Genomic DNA, 15,025 nt, shown 5'->3' on the forward strand with positions numbered 1-15,025 from the left:
ATGAAACCTCACGCCACAGCGATCAATCAGCGCCTGATACGCGGTCAGACACCGTCGTATGAACGCTTGCAGGCGCGTCTGGCCGAAGACGGCAGCGAACTCGGCGCCGACCCCATCGCCGTACATTGCGGTTGGGGTCGGCTGCTGATCGGCCACACTTTCCCTGACCCGGCGACGCTGGCGCAGGAACTGCTCAACGAGCAGCCCGGCGAACGCGATATCGCCCTTTATGTCGCCGCACCGCAGCAGATTCTCGGGCTGGAACCGACGCAACTGTTTCTCGACCCATCCGATACTTTGCGCCTGTGGTTCAGCGATTACCGCCAGGCCACCCGCGTGTTTCGTGGTTTCCGTATTCGTCGGGCGCAAAGCGAAGCGGACTGGCAGGCGATCAATCTGCTGTATCAGGCACGCGGCATGTTGCCGATCGATGCCACGCGGCTGACCCCGCATCATCAGGGCGGTCCGGTGTACTGGCTGGCCGAAGATGAAGACAGCGGCGCGGTGATCGGCAGCGTCATGGGCCTCAATCACCAGAAAGCCTTCAACGATCCGGAACATGGCAGCAGCCTGTGGTGCCTGGCGGTGGATCCGCAGTGCTCGCGGCCCGGTGTCGGCGAAGTACTGGTGCGGCACTTGGTCGAGCACTTCATGAGTCGCGGCCTGAGTTATCTGGATCTGTCGGTACTGCATGACAACCGTCAGGCCAAAAATCTTTACGCCAAGCTCGGTTTTCGCAACCTCTCGACCTTCGCCATCAAGCGCAAGAACGGCATCAATCAGACGCTGTTCCTCGGGCCCGGGCCGGAAGCCAACTTCAACCCTTATGCGCGGATCATCGTCGAGGAAGCGCACCGGCGCGGCATCGACGTGCAGGTGGACGATGCCGAAGCCGGGCTGTTCACCCTCAGCCATGGCGGGCGCCGGGTACGTTGCCGCGAATCGTTGAGCGACCTGACCAGCGCGATCAGCATGGGTCTGTGTCAGGACAAAAGCCTGACCCACAAAGTGTTGAAAGGCGCCGGCCTGAAGCTGCCTTCGCAGCAACTGGCGGGCAACGCCGACGACAACCTGGCGTTTCTTGACGAGCATCAGCGTGTGGTGGTCAAGCCGCTCGACGGTGAACAAGGCCAGGGCGTGGCGGTGGATCTGCAGAGCATCGAAGAGGTGCAGCAGGCCATCGAAGCCGCCAAGCGTTTCGACAGCCGCGTACTGCTGGAAAGCTTCCACGAAGGCCTCGACCTGCGGATTCTGGTGATCGGTTTTGAAGTGGTGGCGGCAGCGATTCGTCGTCCCGCCGAGGTGGTCGGTGACGGCCATCATTCGATCGGTGCATTGATCGAGGCGCAGAGCCGGCGTCGGCAAGCCGCTACCAGTGGCGAGAGCAAGATCCCGCTGGATCACGAAACCCAACGCACCCTGCACGCGGCCGGGTATGACTACAGCAGCATCCTGCCGGCGGGCGAGCACCTGTTCGTCCGTCGCACGGCCAATCTGCACACCGGTGGCACGCTGGAGGATGTCACGGCAATTCTGCACCCGACGCTGGTCGATGCCGCCGTCCGTGCGGCGCGAGCGCTGGACATTCCGATGGTCGGCCTCGACCTGATGGTGCCGGCGGCGGATCAACCGGAGTACGTGTTTATCGAAGCCAACGAACGCGCGGGGCTGGCCAATCATGAGCCGCAGCCGACGGCGGAGCGCTTTGTCGATTTGTTGTTTCCGCACAGTCAGCCGGCTGTTTCTTGATTCCGAGGTGTCTGGACTGACGCCTTCGCGAGCAAGCCCGCTCCCACAGGTTGAACGCATTCCAAATGTGGGAGCGGGCTTGCTCGCGAAGGGGCCGCAACAGACACCCTAAATCACCCCTCATCGAAACCATCGATGCGCCTCAACTCATCAGGAGTTTCCATGACCACTCAAATCCCTGAACCGGATCTGAACTACCTGCAAAAAGTCCTGCTGGAAATGCTCGCCATTCCCAGCCCTACCGGGTTCACCGACACCATCGTGCGCTACGTCGCCGAGCGTCTGGAAGAACTTGGCATCCCTTTCGAAATGACCCGTCGCGGCACCATTCGCGCCACCCTCAAGGGCAAGAAAAACAGCCCCGACCGCGCCGTCTCCGCGCACCTCGACACCATCGGCGCCGCAGTGCGTGCAGTGAAAGACAACGGTCGTCTGACCCTGGCCCCGGTCGGTTGCTGGTCGAGCCGGTTTGCCGAGGGCAGCCGGGTCAGCCTGTTCACCGACAATGGCGTGATTCGCGGCAGCGTGTTGCCGCTGATGGCCTCCGGGCACGCGTTTAACACTGCCGTTGACGAGATGCCGATCAGCTGGGATCACGTCGAACTCCGTCTGGATGCGTATTGCGCAACCAAGGCCGATTGCGAATCGCTGGGCATCAGCGTCGGCGACGTGGTGGCGTTCGACCCGCTGCCGGAGTTCACCGACAGCGGTCACATCAGCGCCCGTCACCTCGACGACAAGGCCGGGGTTGCGGCATTGCTCGCTGCGCTCAAAGCCATCGTCGAGAGCGGTCAGGAGTTGATGATCGACTGTCACCCACTGTTCACCATCACTGAAGAAACCGGTAGCGGTGCGGCGGCGGCATTGCCATGGGACGTCAGCGAATTCGTCGGTATCGACATCGCGCCGGTCGCGCCCGGCCAGCACTCCAGCGAACACGCGGTGAGCGTGGCGATGCAGGACTCCGGTGGCCCTTACGACTATCACCTGTCGCGGCATTTGCTGCGTCTGGCCGGTGAAAACGAACTGCCGGTGCGGCGCGACCTGTTCCGCTATTACTTCAGCGACGCGCATTCGGCGGTGACTGCCGGGCACGATATCCGCACCGCCCTGCTCGCCTTTGGCTGCGACGCGACCCATGGTTATGAACGTACGCACATCGACAGTCTGGCGGCGCTCAGTCGTTTGCTTGGGGCGTACATTCTGAGCCCGCCGGTATTTGCCAGCGATGCGGCGCCAGCCAATGCTTCGCTGGATCGCTTCAGTCACCAGATCGAACATGAGACACAGATGGAGAGCGATACGCGAGTGCCGTCGGTGGACAGTCTGGTGGGGCAGCGCTCCGACAGTTGAATCCTTGTTATCTGAACTATGGCTATCGCGAGCAGGCTCACTCCTACAGTTGGAATGCATTTCCTTGTAGGAGTGAGCCTGCTCGCGATGAGGCCGGTACAAACCACACAAAACTGGCAGCCAGCCACCAATCGCCGTAGCATCCCGCCATTGATTTAGCCGAGGTGCCCATGCTGATTCCCTACGACGCTCTTGAAGTCGACACCCTCACCCGCCTGATCGAGGACTTCGTCACCCGCGACGGCACCGACAACGGTGATGACACACCGCTGGAAACCCGCGTGCTGCGCGTGCGCCAGGCGCTGACCAAAGGCCAGGCGCTGATCGTCTTCGACCCGGAAAGCGAACAATGCCAACTGATGCTCAAGCACGACGTGCCCAAGCACCTGTTCGACTAGCGGACCTTTTCGGTGACCTGTTTGCGCTGGATCCGCTGATAGACTTCAGAACGGTGCACATTGACCTTCTGCGGCGCCTCGACACCAAAGCGCACGCTGGAACCGTTGACTGACAGTACGCGCACGGAAATGTCGTCACCGATGGAAATCAACTCGCCCACAACACGGCTGAGTACAAGCATGGAGTTCGTCCTTCAGGGTTAGCCAGCCCTGAAGATGCGCGGTGGGCACGCGCTCCACAATGGGTCGCGAGCAATTCAGTCTTGCCCTACACCCTGAGTCGCTGCGCCCTTCAGACGTTTCCTGCAAAAGGCAAAACAGTCTCGCCTCAAGCCGCGGAAAATCGCGGCCCGAACAGAATCACGCTCGCGCCGATCACGCACAGCGCCACGCCGATCCAGTCCGAACTCAAAGGGCGAACGCGCTCGACCACCGCCAGCCAGCCGATCGACGCGACGATGTAGATTCCGCCATACGCGGCATAGGCGCGCCCGGCGTAAGCCGCTTCGACGCGGGTCAATAACAGGGCGAACAGGGTCAGGCTGAGCAGCGCCGGGATCACCCACAAGGCACTTTTGCCCTGACGCAGCCACATGAAAAAGGCGAAACAACCGGCGATTTCAAACAGCGCCGCGAGGAAGAACCACAGGTAATTGAGCATTGATGCGTCTCGACAGGGTGACCATTGCGGCCACCCTAACGACGCAACATCCTCGGGGCAAGTTCAGCCGTTGGTTTGTCTGGCCTTGGCGCGCATTTTATCGGCCATGGTGGTCATTTCGTTGTAGATCAGTTGCGGGTTCTTCTGTTTGATCGCCCAGGCCATGCGCCCCTGCTCGTGCGGCAGGATCATGAATTCGCCGGCAGCCACTTGCTGGTAGATATAGTCTGCAATGTCGGCAGCCGTGATCGGCGAACTTTCCAGCAACTTGCCGACTTGGGCTTTCATGGCCGGGGTCGGGCCACGGAACGAGTCGAGCAAGTTGGTCTGGAAGAACGACGGGCAGACCACATGCACGCTGACTTCCTGCTGCGCCAGTTCGATCAGCAAACTTTCCGACAGCGCCACTACACCGGCCTTGGCCACGTTGTAGTTGCTCATCGCCGGGCCTTGCATCAGTGCAGCCATCGAAGCGATGTTGATGATCTTGCCTTTGCTCTGTTCGAGCAGCGGCAGGAACGCCTTGCAGCCCTTGACCACCCCCATCAGGTTGATCGCGATCTGCCAGTCCCAATCCTCCAGCGACAGTTCGCTGAAGAATCCGCCGGACGCCACACCGGCGTTGTTGACGATGACATCAATGCCGCCGAGCTTCACCTCGCAAGCCTGGGCAAACGCGGTGAGCTGGCTGTAGTCACGCACATCGCAACGTTGGGTGAAACCGTCACCACCGGCCTCGCGCACCCGCTTCAGGGTTTCCTGCAGGCCAGCTTCGCTGACGTCGGACAAGGCCAGCTGCCAGCCTTCACGCGCCCAGCGCAGCGCGATTTCGCGACCCAAACCTGAGCCCGCACCCGTGATCATCATGCGATTTTGCATAGCAGACAGCCTTGTTGTTCCGTAGGAGATGCACGGAGTGTAGCGAAGGAACACTGGCCACCCACGCTCCATCAGATTGCTGAATACAGGATCAAAAGATCGCAGCCTTCGGCAGCGCCTACAGGGAATTCATGTAGGCGCTGCCGAAGGCTGCGATCTTTTGATCTCGCGCTTTAAAGGAAATAAACGAGTAATCCAAATACATTAAAAAAACATTGAATTTTCTTTCATTCGCACCAGTCGGAATTTGTAAGCCGTCTGGAATTAGTTAGCCTCCAGTCGCCCTTGAACACCAAGTCTTCTCGAACGCTATAAACAAGGAAATCGACATGGGCACAATTCTTATCATTATCCTGATCCTGTTGCTGATCGGTGGTCTGCCGGTCTTCCCGCACTCCAGAAGTTGGGGTTATGGTCCTTCGGGCATTATCGGCGTGGTGTTGGTGGTGCTGTTGGTCTTGCTGTTACTTGGCAGGATATAAAACCCCAAGACAAAAAAAAGAGGCCCTCAGGGGCCTCTTTTTTATGCAGCGGTTTTATCAGTCCGGCTTGCCGTTGATCACACCGGCGGTGTTGTCCATCAGGCTCTTGGTCGCCGTTTGCAAGAACGCTTCCAGCTTGAGCTTCAGTTCGGCGGTACGCGGTGCGTCCGGAATGATCTCGGCAGAAGGGTTCGCGCCCAGTTGGTACTGGTAGATCTTCGGCGCCATTTCCTTCTCTTTCGGCAGCACCAGGATCTGGTCGGCAGTGACGATGGCGGTGGTCTGCTCGCTGCCCGACGGCTTGATCACACCGAAACCGGTGTCGCCGGCCGGGAGATTCAGCAGGTCACGCCCCCAGCACTGATGACGCACTTCGCCACCCAGACGGCCCATGATGGTCGGCACGATGTCGATCTGCGTACCCACGGTGTGGTCACGGGTGCCGAATTTTTCCTGAATGCCCGGGGCGATCATCAGCATCGGCACGTTGAAGCGGCCCAGGTCCATTTCGGTGATCTGGCGTTCGTTGCCGAAACCGTGGTCACCGACGATGACGAACAGGGTTTCCTTGAAGTACGGCTCTTTGCGTGCCTTCTCGAAGAACTGACCCAGCGCCCAGTCGGCGTAACGCATGGCGGTCAGGTGTTCGTTGAGGCTGCCGCGATCGGTCACGCGCTCCACCGGCAATGGCGTCGGCAAGGCGTACGGCGTGTGGTTGGACAGGGTTTGCAGCAGCGCGTAGAACGGCTTGCCGTTTTCCCGTGCCTTCAGCTCCTGCAGACCACGGTCGAACATGTCCTGGTCGGACACGCCCCAGGTCGGATCGGAGAACACCGGATTGACGAAGTCGTTACGGCCAACGAAGTTGGTCATGCCCTGGTTACTGAAGAAGCCCGACTGGTTGTCCCAGGCGAAGTCGCCGTTGTAGACATACACGTCGTCATACTTGCGCGCGCTGAGCAGCTGCGGCAGACCGGACAGCTTGTGGCTGCCTTCCGGGGTCTGCATCAGGTATTCGAAACCTGGCAGGTTCGGGAAGCACGCCATGGTCGCAAACATGCCCTGGTGGGTATGGGTGCCGTTGGAGAAGAAACGGTCGAACAGCAGGCCTTCCTTCGACAGTTTGTCGAGGTATGGCGTGATGTTGCCCGGCGCGCCCAGGGCGCCGACCGAGTGACCGGCCATGCTTTCCATCAGGATCACGACTACGTTCTTGATCGGCAGGGTCTTGTCGGCCGGCGGCGTGTAGTCACGACGCACGGCAGCGATGTCGGCATCGACCAGTTTGTCGTCCGGCATCACCAGCATCTCGCGCACCACTTTCTGCGCCTGTTCCTGCGGCAGCGTGGCTTTCCAGATGTTATTGCGATCCTCGCCCATGCGGTCCTTGGCGGCGGCGATCAGCGACAGCGTGCCGTTGAGACCCAACTGGTTGGCGAAGTTCGATTCGGTGGTGTACACGTCACCCCAACGCAGCGGCGGGCCCTGACGCAGGGTGCCACGTGCGGCTACGACGCAGATCAGCAGGCAGACCACGAACACTGCCAGGCGGGTGTACCACGGCGCCACCTGACGGGTGCCGACGTTGCCACCGCTGAACGGGCCGCGTGGACGGGTCGCACGGTCGGCGCCCTTGAAGGCCAGGGTCAGGATCACGGTGCCGATGACCCACGCCAGCAGGTAACGCACTACCGGGAAACCGTACCAGAGCATGCTCATCACGGTTTTCGGGTCTTCCTTCACGTACTGGAACACCAGGCCGTTGAGGCGCTGGTGGAACTCGCGGTAGAAGTCCATTTCCATCAGGCCGAGGAACAGCGCGATGCTCGACGCCACGGTCAGCCACAGACGGAAGAAGCCACGCGCAGCCATCGCCCGCGCACTGAACAGTGCCAGCAGCAGCGGAACGCAGACGTAGACCACCAGGCGCAGGTCGAAACGCAGGCCGTTGGCGAAGGCTTCGAGGAAGGTCGAAGCCGGGGTATCGAGGATCATCTCGCGGTTGTAGACCAGCAGCGCGAGGCGCAGCACGGAAAACATCACCATCATGACCAGGGCACACAGCAGCGTGTAGGCCAGATGCGATTTGACGGTCGGTTGCAGCAGGCGAGTGGAAGATCGCTGCTGATTCAGGGCGTCCGGGTTTGCCATGTCGTTTTAGGACCCATTGGAAGTTGAAGTTGCAAAATACAGCGGCGCCATGCCCTCTTTTGGCCATTCCAGGCCCCGGGGCGTGCGCGGTGCGCAAATGTTGCACGATCAACGGCAGCATTGCCATTGATTACTGCCCCATTGCCCGACTCTTTCATACAAGCATTCGGACGGGGGACAAACCGAGTTGCGCGGGCGAATTGTCTGGAACACTTTGTGAAAATTTCGTCCAACGCATATCTGGAAACACAATATAACGACAAAACAAAACGCCCCGAATCGGTCGGGGCGTTTTGCAGTGAACGTGAGAATTACTTCTCGGCGCGTTCTTTCAGGGCTTTCAGCGTATTGAACGGCGCATCGACCACGAACTTGTTGGCGATCATGCTCGGCACGCTGCCGCCGGGCTCAGTGTGCACCTGATAGGTCACTTCGACTTGATCACCTTTGGGTACGAACTTCCAGAACCCTTTGACCTGAGCGACACGGACAAAGCCTTTCTCTTCGGGAAGGTACTTCGGCACGCCTTCGAGGTTGCGGGTCAGGCTGCCATCGGCGCCCTCAACGGTGGTGATGTGCAACACCGAATCACGTGGGGTCACTGGCCACGGCGTATTGAACTGGGTATAGGTCCAGCTCTGATCGCCCTCGTGCTTGAGCAGTTTCTGGGTTTTGCATTCGTGAATCCAGGCGCAGGCTCCGGCCACGTCTTCCTGCAAGGCACGCAGTTTGGCAACGGTGGTCTTCATCAGGGCAACCCCCTGATAGGACTTGTAATCGGAACCCGGCACTTCGGCCAGCGAGACCTTGATCCCGTCCTGTTCCTTGGCGACCTTCCAGTCTTCGGCCTGAGCCATCGAAGTAGCCAGCACAGCGGTCAAACCACACAACACAGCGATACGATGCAGCGAACCCATAGTCTTATTCCTTATTGTTGAAGTTCCGTTCGTTTGACACATCACGCCGCCGTCATCTGCTCCCACCAGCCGATCAGTTTGATCGCTTCCTCGGAGCTGCTGCCACAGACTTCGACATCGGCGGCAAATCCTGAACAGACCGCCGGACGCTCCGGCTGACCGAAAATGCTGCACAGGTTTTCGACCGAGAGTTGCACGCAACGTTCGCCGGCAGGTTTGCCGTTGGGCATGCCCGGAATGGCAGAGCTGATGGAAGGGGCAATGCAGCAAGCGCCACAGCCTTCACGGCATTTCATGACGAGCAAGTCCTCGTGACGGGCAATGTGTTAAAGAGACACGGACAGAGTAACCGCTAAAACGGTTGTTTCAAATTCCCTGGACCGGGGTTTTTACCGATAACTGAATGTGACTGACCAGTCTCCGACAAAGCGTCTGGTTCGCGGGTCACGGCTCGATTGAATTTATTGCTTGAACTCGAAATCCAGCGCAGCGCCTTCAATATCGCGGCGCTCTTCGTTGCGCAGTTGCAACTGCATTTCGTTGCTGAGCAGGCGGCCGTTGAGCTGGAAGCCGCTGTTCTTCTCGCCGAACATCTGCGGCAGGATCGCCTCGTGTTTGGGCATCGACACAGTACCGGCAGGTTTGAGTTGCTGAACCATGTCTTTGGGCAGGCTCAGATCCAGTTTGGCCGGCGGCAGTCTGGTTTTAGCCACCTCACTGGCCGATTTCGACTTGGAAGCGACCGGGGGACGCTTCTTCACCGGGGCGGCTTTCTTCTGTGAGGCTTTCTTAGCCGGTGCTTTTTTATCCGCAACGGCTTTTTTGCTCGCGGCCGATTTGCTTGCCGGGGTGGACGTTGCGGGCTTTTCCTGAACGGCAGCTGCCATGACACCGGGCGCATGGCCCATCGTCAACACACCAAGCAAAATCCAGACAGCAGGCAAAATCGCTTTCATGAGCCCCACAACACTAACGGCAGAGGGCCATATGCTCGCCTGTTGAGTGTCACAAGACAAGCACGGTGCGCCACTCGTTCAGAAACCGCCTGCGGTTTCCTGACACAGTTGAGTCGCCAGCAAACCGAGGGTCATCAGCGCCCTTTCCGCCTCGCGATTCCACGGCGTGCCGCAGTTCAGGCGGATGCAGTGGTTGAACTGCTCGGTATTACTGAAGATCAGCCCCGGCGCAATACTGATGCCCTGCTGCAAGGCGCGGACGTGCAATTCCTGGGTATTGACCCTGCCCGGCAGACTCACCCAGAGGATGAAACCGCCCGTGGGCCGGGTCATTTGCGTGCCTTCGGGGAAGTACTGCTGCACCGCCAGCTGAAATGCGCTGAGGTTTTTTCGGTATTCCTGGCGGATGTACCGTAAATGCCGGTCATAACCGCCATTTTCCAGATAAGCGGCAATCGCCATTTGCGTGACGCTGCACGCCGAATGCGTGGTGAAGGTCTGTAGACGCTGGATTTCCTGCTGATACTTGCCGGCGATCATCCAGCCGACCCGCACGCCCGGCGACAAGGTCTTGGAAAAACTCGAGCAGTAAATCACCCGGTCCAGCCGATCGTAGGCCTTGAGGGCTTTGGTGCGGCCCTGTTCGAACATCAACTCGCCATAGATGTCGTCTTCGACGATCTGGATATCGAAGTCCGAAGCCAGGCGCAGCAGTTGTTTCTGCCGCTCTTCCGGCATGGTGCCGCCCAGGGGATTGCTCAGGCGAGTGGTCAGAACCAAGGCTTTGATCGACCATTGGTTCGCCGCCAGTTGCAAGGCTTCGAGGCTCATGCCGGTGGCCGGATCGCTGGGGATCTCGATCACTTTCAGGCCCAGCAGGTCGGCCAGTTGCAGCAGACCGTAATAGGTTGGCGATTCGGCGGCGATCAGGTCGCCCGGACGAGTCAGCACCCGCAGCGACATCTGCAGCGCATCGACACACCCGTGGGTGATCACCACTTCTGAAGGATCGACGACGACCCCGGCATCGCGCATGCGGATTGCCACTTGCCGACGCAGCGGTTCGAAACCCGGGCTGAACATGTAACTGAACGCGCGCGGACTATGGAATCGGGTGACCTTGGCCAGTTGTTGATGCAGCGCGCGCACCGGGAGGTAATCGACACTCGGCACCGCAGCGCCCAACGGGAACACCCCTTCGCGCCGCGATTCGACCAACACTTGCTGAATGATGCTGGCGCGGGTGACCAGCCCTGGCCGCTCGACCCGGGCGATGTCCGGGGTCGGCGCTGTCAGTGCCGGGGTCTGGTGCACGTAGTAACCGGACTGCGGCCGTGCACGGATCAGGCCCTGATCTTCGAGGTTGGCGTAAGCCTGCAACACCGTTGCATGGCTGACATTGAGCTGCGAACTCATCTTGCGCACCGACGGCACGCGTTCTCCGGGCTGATAGACACCGCGCCGGATGTCTTCCGCCAGCTGTTGAGCAATACGTTGGTAGAGCAAGAGGTTGGTCATGACGCAGCACTCGATTTCACGGGCATTTTATTCTTGTGTGAAACAATACCGGAACAGTTTAGAAGTGTACTGGGACAGTTGCCACCATAGTCGACCGTACAGTGCAGTGTCAGCTACAACTGTACGGATTTGCGTGCTATTCGACAGACGTAAAAAAGCCCGGCGCTGCATGACAGGCCGGGCTTTCCAGAGACGCAGCCCTCAGCGGGCGGCGCCGAGCTGGCCTTTTTCGTCGGAGAACACAATTTCCACCCGACGGTTCTGTGCCCGTCCGCGCTCGGAAGCGTTGGCGTCCACCGGGTACTCGTCGCCGTAACCTTCGACCTGAATCCGCTTGTCCTCGATACCCAGGTCCATCAGCACATCGGCCACCGCCTGCGCACGATCACGCGACAGCTTGAGGTTTTCCTGCTTGCCGCCGGTGCTGTCGGTGTAGCCCTCGATGCGCACCACGCGTTTCGGGTTGAGCTGCAGAAACTGCACGATCTTCAGCACCACGCGATTGGCCGAGTTCTTCAACTCCGCCTCGCCAGTGTCGAACAGCACGTCACCGAGGGTCATCACCAGACCGCGATCGGTCTGTGTGGTGGCGAGCGCGACGATCTGTTCTTCGAGCCACTTGCCCTGCTGCTGCACGCTCAGCAGTTTGGACTCGCGCAGGGCCAGTTGCAGGCGTTGACGCTCCAGCTCAAGCTTCGCCGCACGCTCTTCGTTGAGCACCAGATTGGTGTGTTCGCGGGCGATTTCGCTGTAACGCTGACTCAGGTAGGCGTAATGCGCGACATCCCAGCCGCTGCCCCAATAGGTCGACAGGCGATCAGCACGGGCCAGCGATTCACCGGCGCGGATCACGTCCTTGGGCGCGATACGCAGCACATTGGAATCTTCCTTGACCTTCTGGAAGTCGCTGCTGGCCTGCTGCAAGGCGGCTTCGCTGTGTTGACCGGCGCAACCGTAGAGGCTTGCACAACCGGCCAGAATCAACCCGCCGAGGGCTTTGGACTTGAAGCTCATTGGGCATCTCCCAGTTGCTTGCGCAGACGGATGATGCGGGTGTTGAGCACATTGAGTTGCTCTTCGCTCTTTTGCGTCAGCACTTTGGCTTCGGCCAGACGCGCATCCAGCTCGGCCTGTTCGGCGCGCATGCGGGCGTTCTTGAAAGACTCGTCGGTCATGTTGCCCTTGGCCCGGTTGAACTTGTCTTCGGCCAGTTTCATTTCCGGCAGTTCATCGGCGGTCGCACCGACAGCTTTGGCCTGGGTGATGGCCTGCTCGGTCAAACGCATTTGCTCATTGGGCGCAGGATCGTTGGCGCAGCCGGCCAGGGCCAGAACGGCCATGGCCGCGAAAAGAGGTCGAATACTCACTAAGAATCCCTACTGTTTTGGGGCACTGACAGGTGGCTGCGGCTGTTGCTGCTGGGCCTTCCAGCGCTCGATGTTGCGTTGCAGCGCGGCTTCGGTCAGTCCGGACGCGGGCAATTCTGTCATCTTTTTAGCGAGCTGTCCGCGCAACCACGGATCGTTGCAGGCCGAGTTGTGCGAAACCGCGAGGAACAGTCCCGGTCGGTCGATCGGTTGCTCGAAGGCCAGCAGATCATTGGCCATGCCCAATGCCTGCGCGGCGGCCATGCCCGAGTAGCGCCCGGCGAGTACGTATTCCACTTCACCCAGCAGAAGTTTCTGAAAGGCTTGAGTGATGTTTGCCGTCCGGGTCAGGGTCAGATTCTGCTCGGCGAAAGTGCCGAATGCCTGGGTCATTCGAGACTTTTCCGACAGCCCGCCGGTGTGCCCGTGCAGATCCCTGGCTTCGCTGTAGACCAGCGTTGAACCCTTGCGCGTCCACACCAGATAGTCGTTTTCCAGCAACGGCGGATAGATGTAGTCGAGGTTTTCCAGCTCGTTGAACATCAGCGGCGTGTCGGCCAGCATGTCCATGCGCCCGCTGCGTACTTCATCAAGGGCCTGCGCGCGTTTGCCGGCGTAGAGCAGCTCGACCTTGATCCCCAGATCCTTGGCCACTTGCTGCAACAGGTCGGCACTGGCGCCGATCAAGTGCTTGGGATTCTGCGGGTCCTGCCACAGGTACGGCGGCGCATCCGGGCTGCCGGTGACGACAAGGCGCTCGCATTTGCCGGCGGCCGCAGCCATCCCCGGTAACAGGATCAATCCCAATAACAACCCGCGGCGCAGATCCATGGCAAAACACTCCCACGCAAATTCGAGACAAAAAAAAGCCCGACCATAAGGCCGGGCTCTTTATAAGTGAAGCTGCCGGATTAGACCAGCTTCTCCAGCTCAGGTACCGCTTCGAACAGATCCGCCACCAGACCGTAATCGGCCACCTGGAAGATCGGCGCCTCTTCGTCCTTGTTGATCGCAACGATCACTTTGGAGTCTTTCATGCCGGCCAGGTGCTGGATCGCGCCGGAGATACCGACGGCGATGTACAGCTGTGGCGCAACGATCTTGCCGGTCTGACCGACCTGCATGTCGTTCGGGACGAAACCTGCGTCGACTGCGGCGCGCGAAGCACCGACGGCGGCGCCCAGCTTGTCGGCCAGAGCGTACAGGTGTTTGAAGTTGTCACCGTTCTGCATGCCGCGGCCGCCGGAAACGACGATCTTGGCAGCGGTCAGCTCTGGACGATCGGACTTGGCCAGTTCTTCGCTGACGAAGCTGGAAGTGCCGGCGTCGTGCGCAGCCGCTACGGCTTCAACAGCCGCCGAACCACCTTCAGCGGCAACCGGGTCGAAACCGGTGGCACGCACGGTGATCACTTTGATCGCAGCGGTCGATTGCACGGTAGCGATAGCGTTACCGGCGTAGATCGGACGCTTGAAAGTATCGGCGCTTTCTACCGAGATGATCTCGGAGATCTGGTCAACGTCCAGCGCAGCAGCAACGCGCGGCAGGATGTTTTTGCCGTTGGACGTGGCGGCAGCCAGGATGTGGCTGTAGCCCTTACCCAGCTCTGCAACCAGCGGCGCAACGTTTTCCGGCAACTGATGCGCGTAAGCGGCATTGTCAGCGTTCAGGACTTTGCTTACGCCAGCGATTTTCGCAGCGGCTTCAGCCACAGCGCCAGCGCCCTGGCCTGCAACCAGCACGTGAATGTCGCCGCCGATTTTGGCAGCAGCAGCCACGGTGTTCAGAGTGGCCGGGGCCAGCACTTTGTTGTCGTGTTCAGCAATAACCAAGATAGTCATTTAGATTACCTTCGCTTCGTTTTTCAGTTTCTCGACCAGTTCAGCCACCGACTTGACCTTGATGCCCGCGCTGCGTGCAGCCGGCGCTTCGACTTTCAGGGTCTTGTTGGTGGAGGCGGTGGAAACGCCCAAAGCGTCCGGAGTCAGCACTTCGAGAGGCTTCTTCTTGGCTTTCATGATGTTTGGCAGGGACGCATAACGCGGCTCGTTCAAACGCAGGTCGGTGGTGACGATCGCTGGCAGTTTCAGCGAAACGGTCTGCGCGCCGCCGTCGATTTCGCGGGTCACGGCAACGCTGTCGCCAGAGACTTCGACTTTCGAGGCGAAAGTGCCCTGACCGTAGCCGCTCAGTGCAGCGAGCATCTGGCCGGTCTGGTTGTTGTCGCTGTCGATCGCCTGTTTGCCCAGGATCACCAGCTGAGGCTGTTCCTTGTCGACCACAGCCTTGAGCAGCTTGGCCACGGCCAGCGAAGTCAGGTCTTCAGCGGATTCGACGAGGATGGCGCGGTCGGCACCCAGAGCCAGTGCGGTACGCAGCTGTTCCTGAGCGGTGGTCGGGCCGATGGAGACGACGACGATCTCAGTCGCAACACCTTTCTCTTTCAGGCGTACGGCTTCTTCCACTGCGATTTCGCAGAACGGGTTCATCGACATCTTGACGTTGGCGAGGTCTACGCCGGAATTGTCCGCCTTGACGCGGACCTTGACGTTGTAATCCACAACGCGTTTGACAGCTACAAGAACCTTCATGGA

At 59.8% G+C, this 15,025-nt stretch carries 17 protein-coding genes; 4 read left to right on the forward strand and 13 right to left on the reverse strand.

Annotated features, from left to right (window positions below; all coding sequences use genetic code 11):
• The 3 genes from ngg to ACOYXI_RS11170 all read left to right on the forward strand — a co-directional run bounded on the left by ngg (nt 1) and on the right by ACOYXI_RS11170 (nt 3,500).
• Nucleotides 1-1,749 carry an N-acetylglutaminylglutamine synthetase gene (gene ngg / locus ACOYXI_RS11160; protein WP_461674846.1) on the forward strand — a complete coding sequence of 583 codons (1,749 nt, stop codon included), beginning with the start codon at nt 1-3 and terminating at the stop codon, nt 1,747-1,749.
• Between the two features lie 162 nt (nt 1,750-1,911).
• Nucleotides 1,912-3,102 carry an osmoprotectant NAGGN system M42 family peptidase gene (locus tag ACOYXI_RS11165; RefSeq protein WP_461674847.1) on the forward strand — a complete coding sequence of 397 codons (1,191 nt, stop codon included), beginning with the start codon at nt 1,912-1,914 and terminating at the stop codon, nt 3,100-3,102.
• Between the two features lie 170 nt (nt 3,103-3,272).
• Entirely contained in the window at nt 3,273-3,500 is a 228-nt protein-coding gene (locus ACOYXI_RS11170) for a YheU family protein (RefSeq protein WP_003192759.1), read from the forward strand.
• Here ACOYXI_RS11170 and csrA read toward each other — a convergent pair.
• The 3 genes from csrA to ACOYXI_RS11185 all read right to left on the reverse strand — a co-directional run bounded on the left by csrA (nt 3,497) and on the right by ACOYXI_RS11185 (nt 5,040).
• Nucleotides 3,497-3,682, reverse strand: a complete 186-nt coding sequence (csrA, locus tag ACOYXI_RS11175) for a carbon storage regulator CsrA (RefSeq protein WP_027612397.1) — start codon at nt 3,680-3,682, stop codon at nt 3,497-3,499. The two genes, ACOYXI_RS11170 and csrA, sit on opposite strands and share 4 nt — an antisense overlap.
• Nucleotides 3,683-3,828: 146 nt before the next feature.
• Complete coding sequence (locus ACOYXI_RS11180; RefSeq protein ID WP_135296321.1) at nt 3,829-4,161, reverse strand: YnfA family protein; 333 nt, start codon at nt 4,159-4,161, stop codon at nt 3,829-3,831.
• Nucleotides 4,162-4,224: 63 nt separating this feature from the next.
• Nucleotides 4,225-5,040: an SDR family oxidoreductase gene (locus ACOYXI_RS11185; protein ID WP_210558194.1), complete on the reverse strand. Its 816-nt coding sequence runs from the start codon at nt 5,038-5,040 to the stop codon at nt 4,225-4,227.
• Nucleotides 5,041-5,363: 323 nt separating this feature from the next.
• On the opposite strand from ACOYXI_RS11185, the gene ACOYXI_RS11190 reads away from it, so the two are divergent.
• Nucleotides 5,364-5,522, forward strand: coding sequence for a DUF3309 family protein (locus ACOYXI_RS11190; RefSeq protein WP_169432680.1), 159 nt, complete (start codon nt 5,364-5,366; stop codon nt 5,520-5,522).
• 57 nt (nt 5,523-5,579) lie between these two features.
• Here the strand turns inward: ACOYXI_RS11190 and ACOYXI_RS11195 are convergent, their stop codons facing one another.
• The 10 genes from ACOYXI_RS11195 to ACOYXI_RS11240 all read right to left on the reverse strand — a co-directional run bounded on the left by ACOYXI_RS11195 (nt 5,580) and on the right by ACOYXI_RS11240 (nt 15,022).
• Entirely contained in the window at nt 5,580-7,673 is a 2,094-nt protein-coding gene (locus tag ACOYXI_RS11195; RefSeq protein ID WP_098964992.1) for an LTA synthase family protein, read from the reverse strand.
• 311 nt (nt 7,674-7,984) lie between these two features.
• The gene (locus tag ACOYXI_RS11200) at nt 7,985-8,590 is read right to left on the reverse strand and encodes an START domain-containing protein (RefSeq protein ID WP_027612394.1); all 606 of its coding nucleotides are present in this window, start codon (nt 8,588-8,590) and stop codon (nt 7,985-7,987) included.
• Between the two features lie 41 nt (nt 8,591-8,631).
• The gene (locus tag ACOYXI_RS11205; protein WP_041069283.1) at nt 8,632-8,886 is read right to left on the reverse strand and encodes a YkgJ family cysteine cluster protein; all 255 of its coding nucleotides are present in this window, start codon (nt 8,884-8,886) and stop codon (nt 8,632-8,634) included.
• Between the two features lie 165 nt (nt 8,887-9,051).
• A complete protein-coding gene (locus ACOYXI_RS11210; RefSeq protein ID WP_098964993.1) occupies nt 9,052-9,546 on the reverse strand; it encodes a translation initiation factor 2 in 495 nt (164 codons plus the stop codon).
• 78 nt (nt 9,547-9,624) lie between these two features.
• Entirely contained in the window at nt 9,625-11,064 is a 1,440-nt protein-coding gene (locus tag ACOYXI_RS11215; RefSeq protein ID WP_003226969.1) for an aminotransferase-like domain-containing protein, read from the reverse strand.
• A gap of 201 nt (nt 11,065-11,265) precedes the next feature.
• Entirely contained in the window at nt 11,266-12,078 is an 813-nt protein-coding gene (locus ACOYXI_RS11220) for an OmpA family protein (protein WP_134787057.1), read from the reverse strand.
• Entirely contained in the window at nt 12,075-12,431 is a 357-nt protein-coding gene (locus ACOYXI_RS11225; RefSeq protein WP_047598756.1) for a DUF4398 domain-containing protein, read from the reverse strand. The genes ACOYXI_RS11220 and ACOYXI_RS11225 overlap by 4 nt, the downstream gene beginning before the upstream one ends.
• Before the next feature lie 9 nt (nt 12,432-12,440).
• The gene (locus ACOYXI_RS11230; protein ID WP_098964995.1) at nt 12,441-13,262 is read right to left on the reverse strand and encodes a substrate-binding periplasmic protein; all 822 of its coding nucleotides are present in this window, start codon (nt 13,260-13,262) and stop codon (nt 12,441-12,443) included.
• 80 nt (nt 13,263-13,342) lie between these two features.
• Nucleotides 13,343-14,272, reverse strand: coding sequence for an electron transfer flavoprotein subunit alpha/FixB family protein (locus ACOYXI_RS11235; protein ID WP_007961977.1), 930 nt, complete (start codon nt 14,270-14,272; stop codon nt 13,343-13,345).
• Nucleotides 14,273-15,022: an electron transfer flavoprotein subunit beta/FixA family protein gene (locus tag ACOYXI_RS11240; RefSeq protein WP_007908338.1), complete on the reverse strand. Its 750-nt coding sequence runs from the start codon at nt 15,020-15,022 to the stop codon at nt 14,273-14,275.
• Nucleotides 15,023-15,025 lie beyond the last annotated feature (3 nt).

The sequence above is a fragment of the Pseudomonas sp. G3-19 genome (genome assembly GCF_054855875.1).

Coding starts and splice junctions, on each gene's coding strand:
- ACOYXI_RS11165 (WP_461674847.1), top strand. CDS start 1,912: ATGACCACTCAAATCCCTGAACCGGATCTGAACTACCTGCAAAAAGTC.
- ACOYXI_RS11180 (WP_135296321.1), bottom strand. CDS start 4,161: ATGCTCAATTACCTGTGGTTCTTCCTCGCGGCGCTGTTTGAAATCGCC.
- ACOYXI_RS11240 (WP_007908338.1), bottom strand. CDS start 15,022: ATGAAGGTTCTTGTAGCTGTCAAACGCGTTGTGGATTACAACGTCAAG.
- ACOYXI_RS11215 (WP_003226969.1), bottom strand. CDS start 11,064: ATGACCAACCTCTTGCTCTACCAACGTATTGCTCAACAGCTGGCGGAA.
- ACOYXI_RS11230 (WP_098964995.1), bottom strand. CDS start 13,262: ATGGATCTGCGCCGCGGGTTGTTATTGGGATTGATCCTGTTACCGGGG.
- ngg (WP_461674846.1), top strand. CDS start 1: ATGAAACCTCACGCCACAGCGATCAATCAGCGCCTGATACGCGGTCAG.
- ACOYXI_RS11195 (WP_098964992.1), bottom strand. CDS start 7,673: ATGGCAAACCCGGACGCCCTGAATCAGCAGCGATCTTCCACTCGCCTG.
- ACOYXI_RS11210 (WP_098964993.1), bottom strand. CDS start 9,546: ATGAAAGCGATTTTGCCTGCTGTCTGGATTTTGCTTGGTGTGTTGACG.
- csrA (WP_027612397.1), bottom strand. CDS start 3,682: ATGCTTGTACTCAGCCGTGTTGTGGGCGAGTTGATTTCCATCGGTGAC.
- ACOYXI_RS11220 (WP_134787057.1), bottom strand. CDS start 12,078: ATGAGCTTCAAGTCCAAAGCCCTCGGCGGGTTGATTCTGGCCGGTTGT.
- ACOYXI_RS11205 (WP_041069283.1), bottom strand. CDS start 8,886: ATGAAATGCCGTGAAGGCTGTGGCGCTTGCTGCATTGCCCCTTCCATC.
- ACOYXI_RS11235 (WP_007961977.1), bottom strand. CDS start 14,272: ATGACTATCTTGGTTATTGCTGAACACGACAACAAAGTGCTGGCCCCG.
- ACOYXI_RS11185 (WP_210558194.1), bottom strand. CDS start 5,040: ATGCAAAATCGCATGATGATCACGGGTGCGGGCTCAGGTTTGGGTCGC.
- ACOYXI_RS11200 (WP_027612394.1), bottom strand. CDS start 8,590: ATGGGTTCGCTGCATCGTATCGCTGTGTTGTGTGGTTTGACCGCTGTG.
- ACOYXI_RS11170 (WP_003192759.1), top strand. CDS start 3,273: ATGCTGATTCCCTACGACGCTCTTGAAGTCGACACCCTCACCCGCCTG.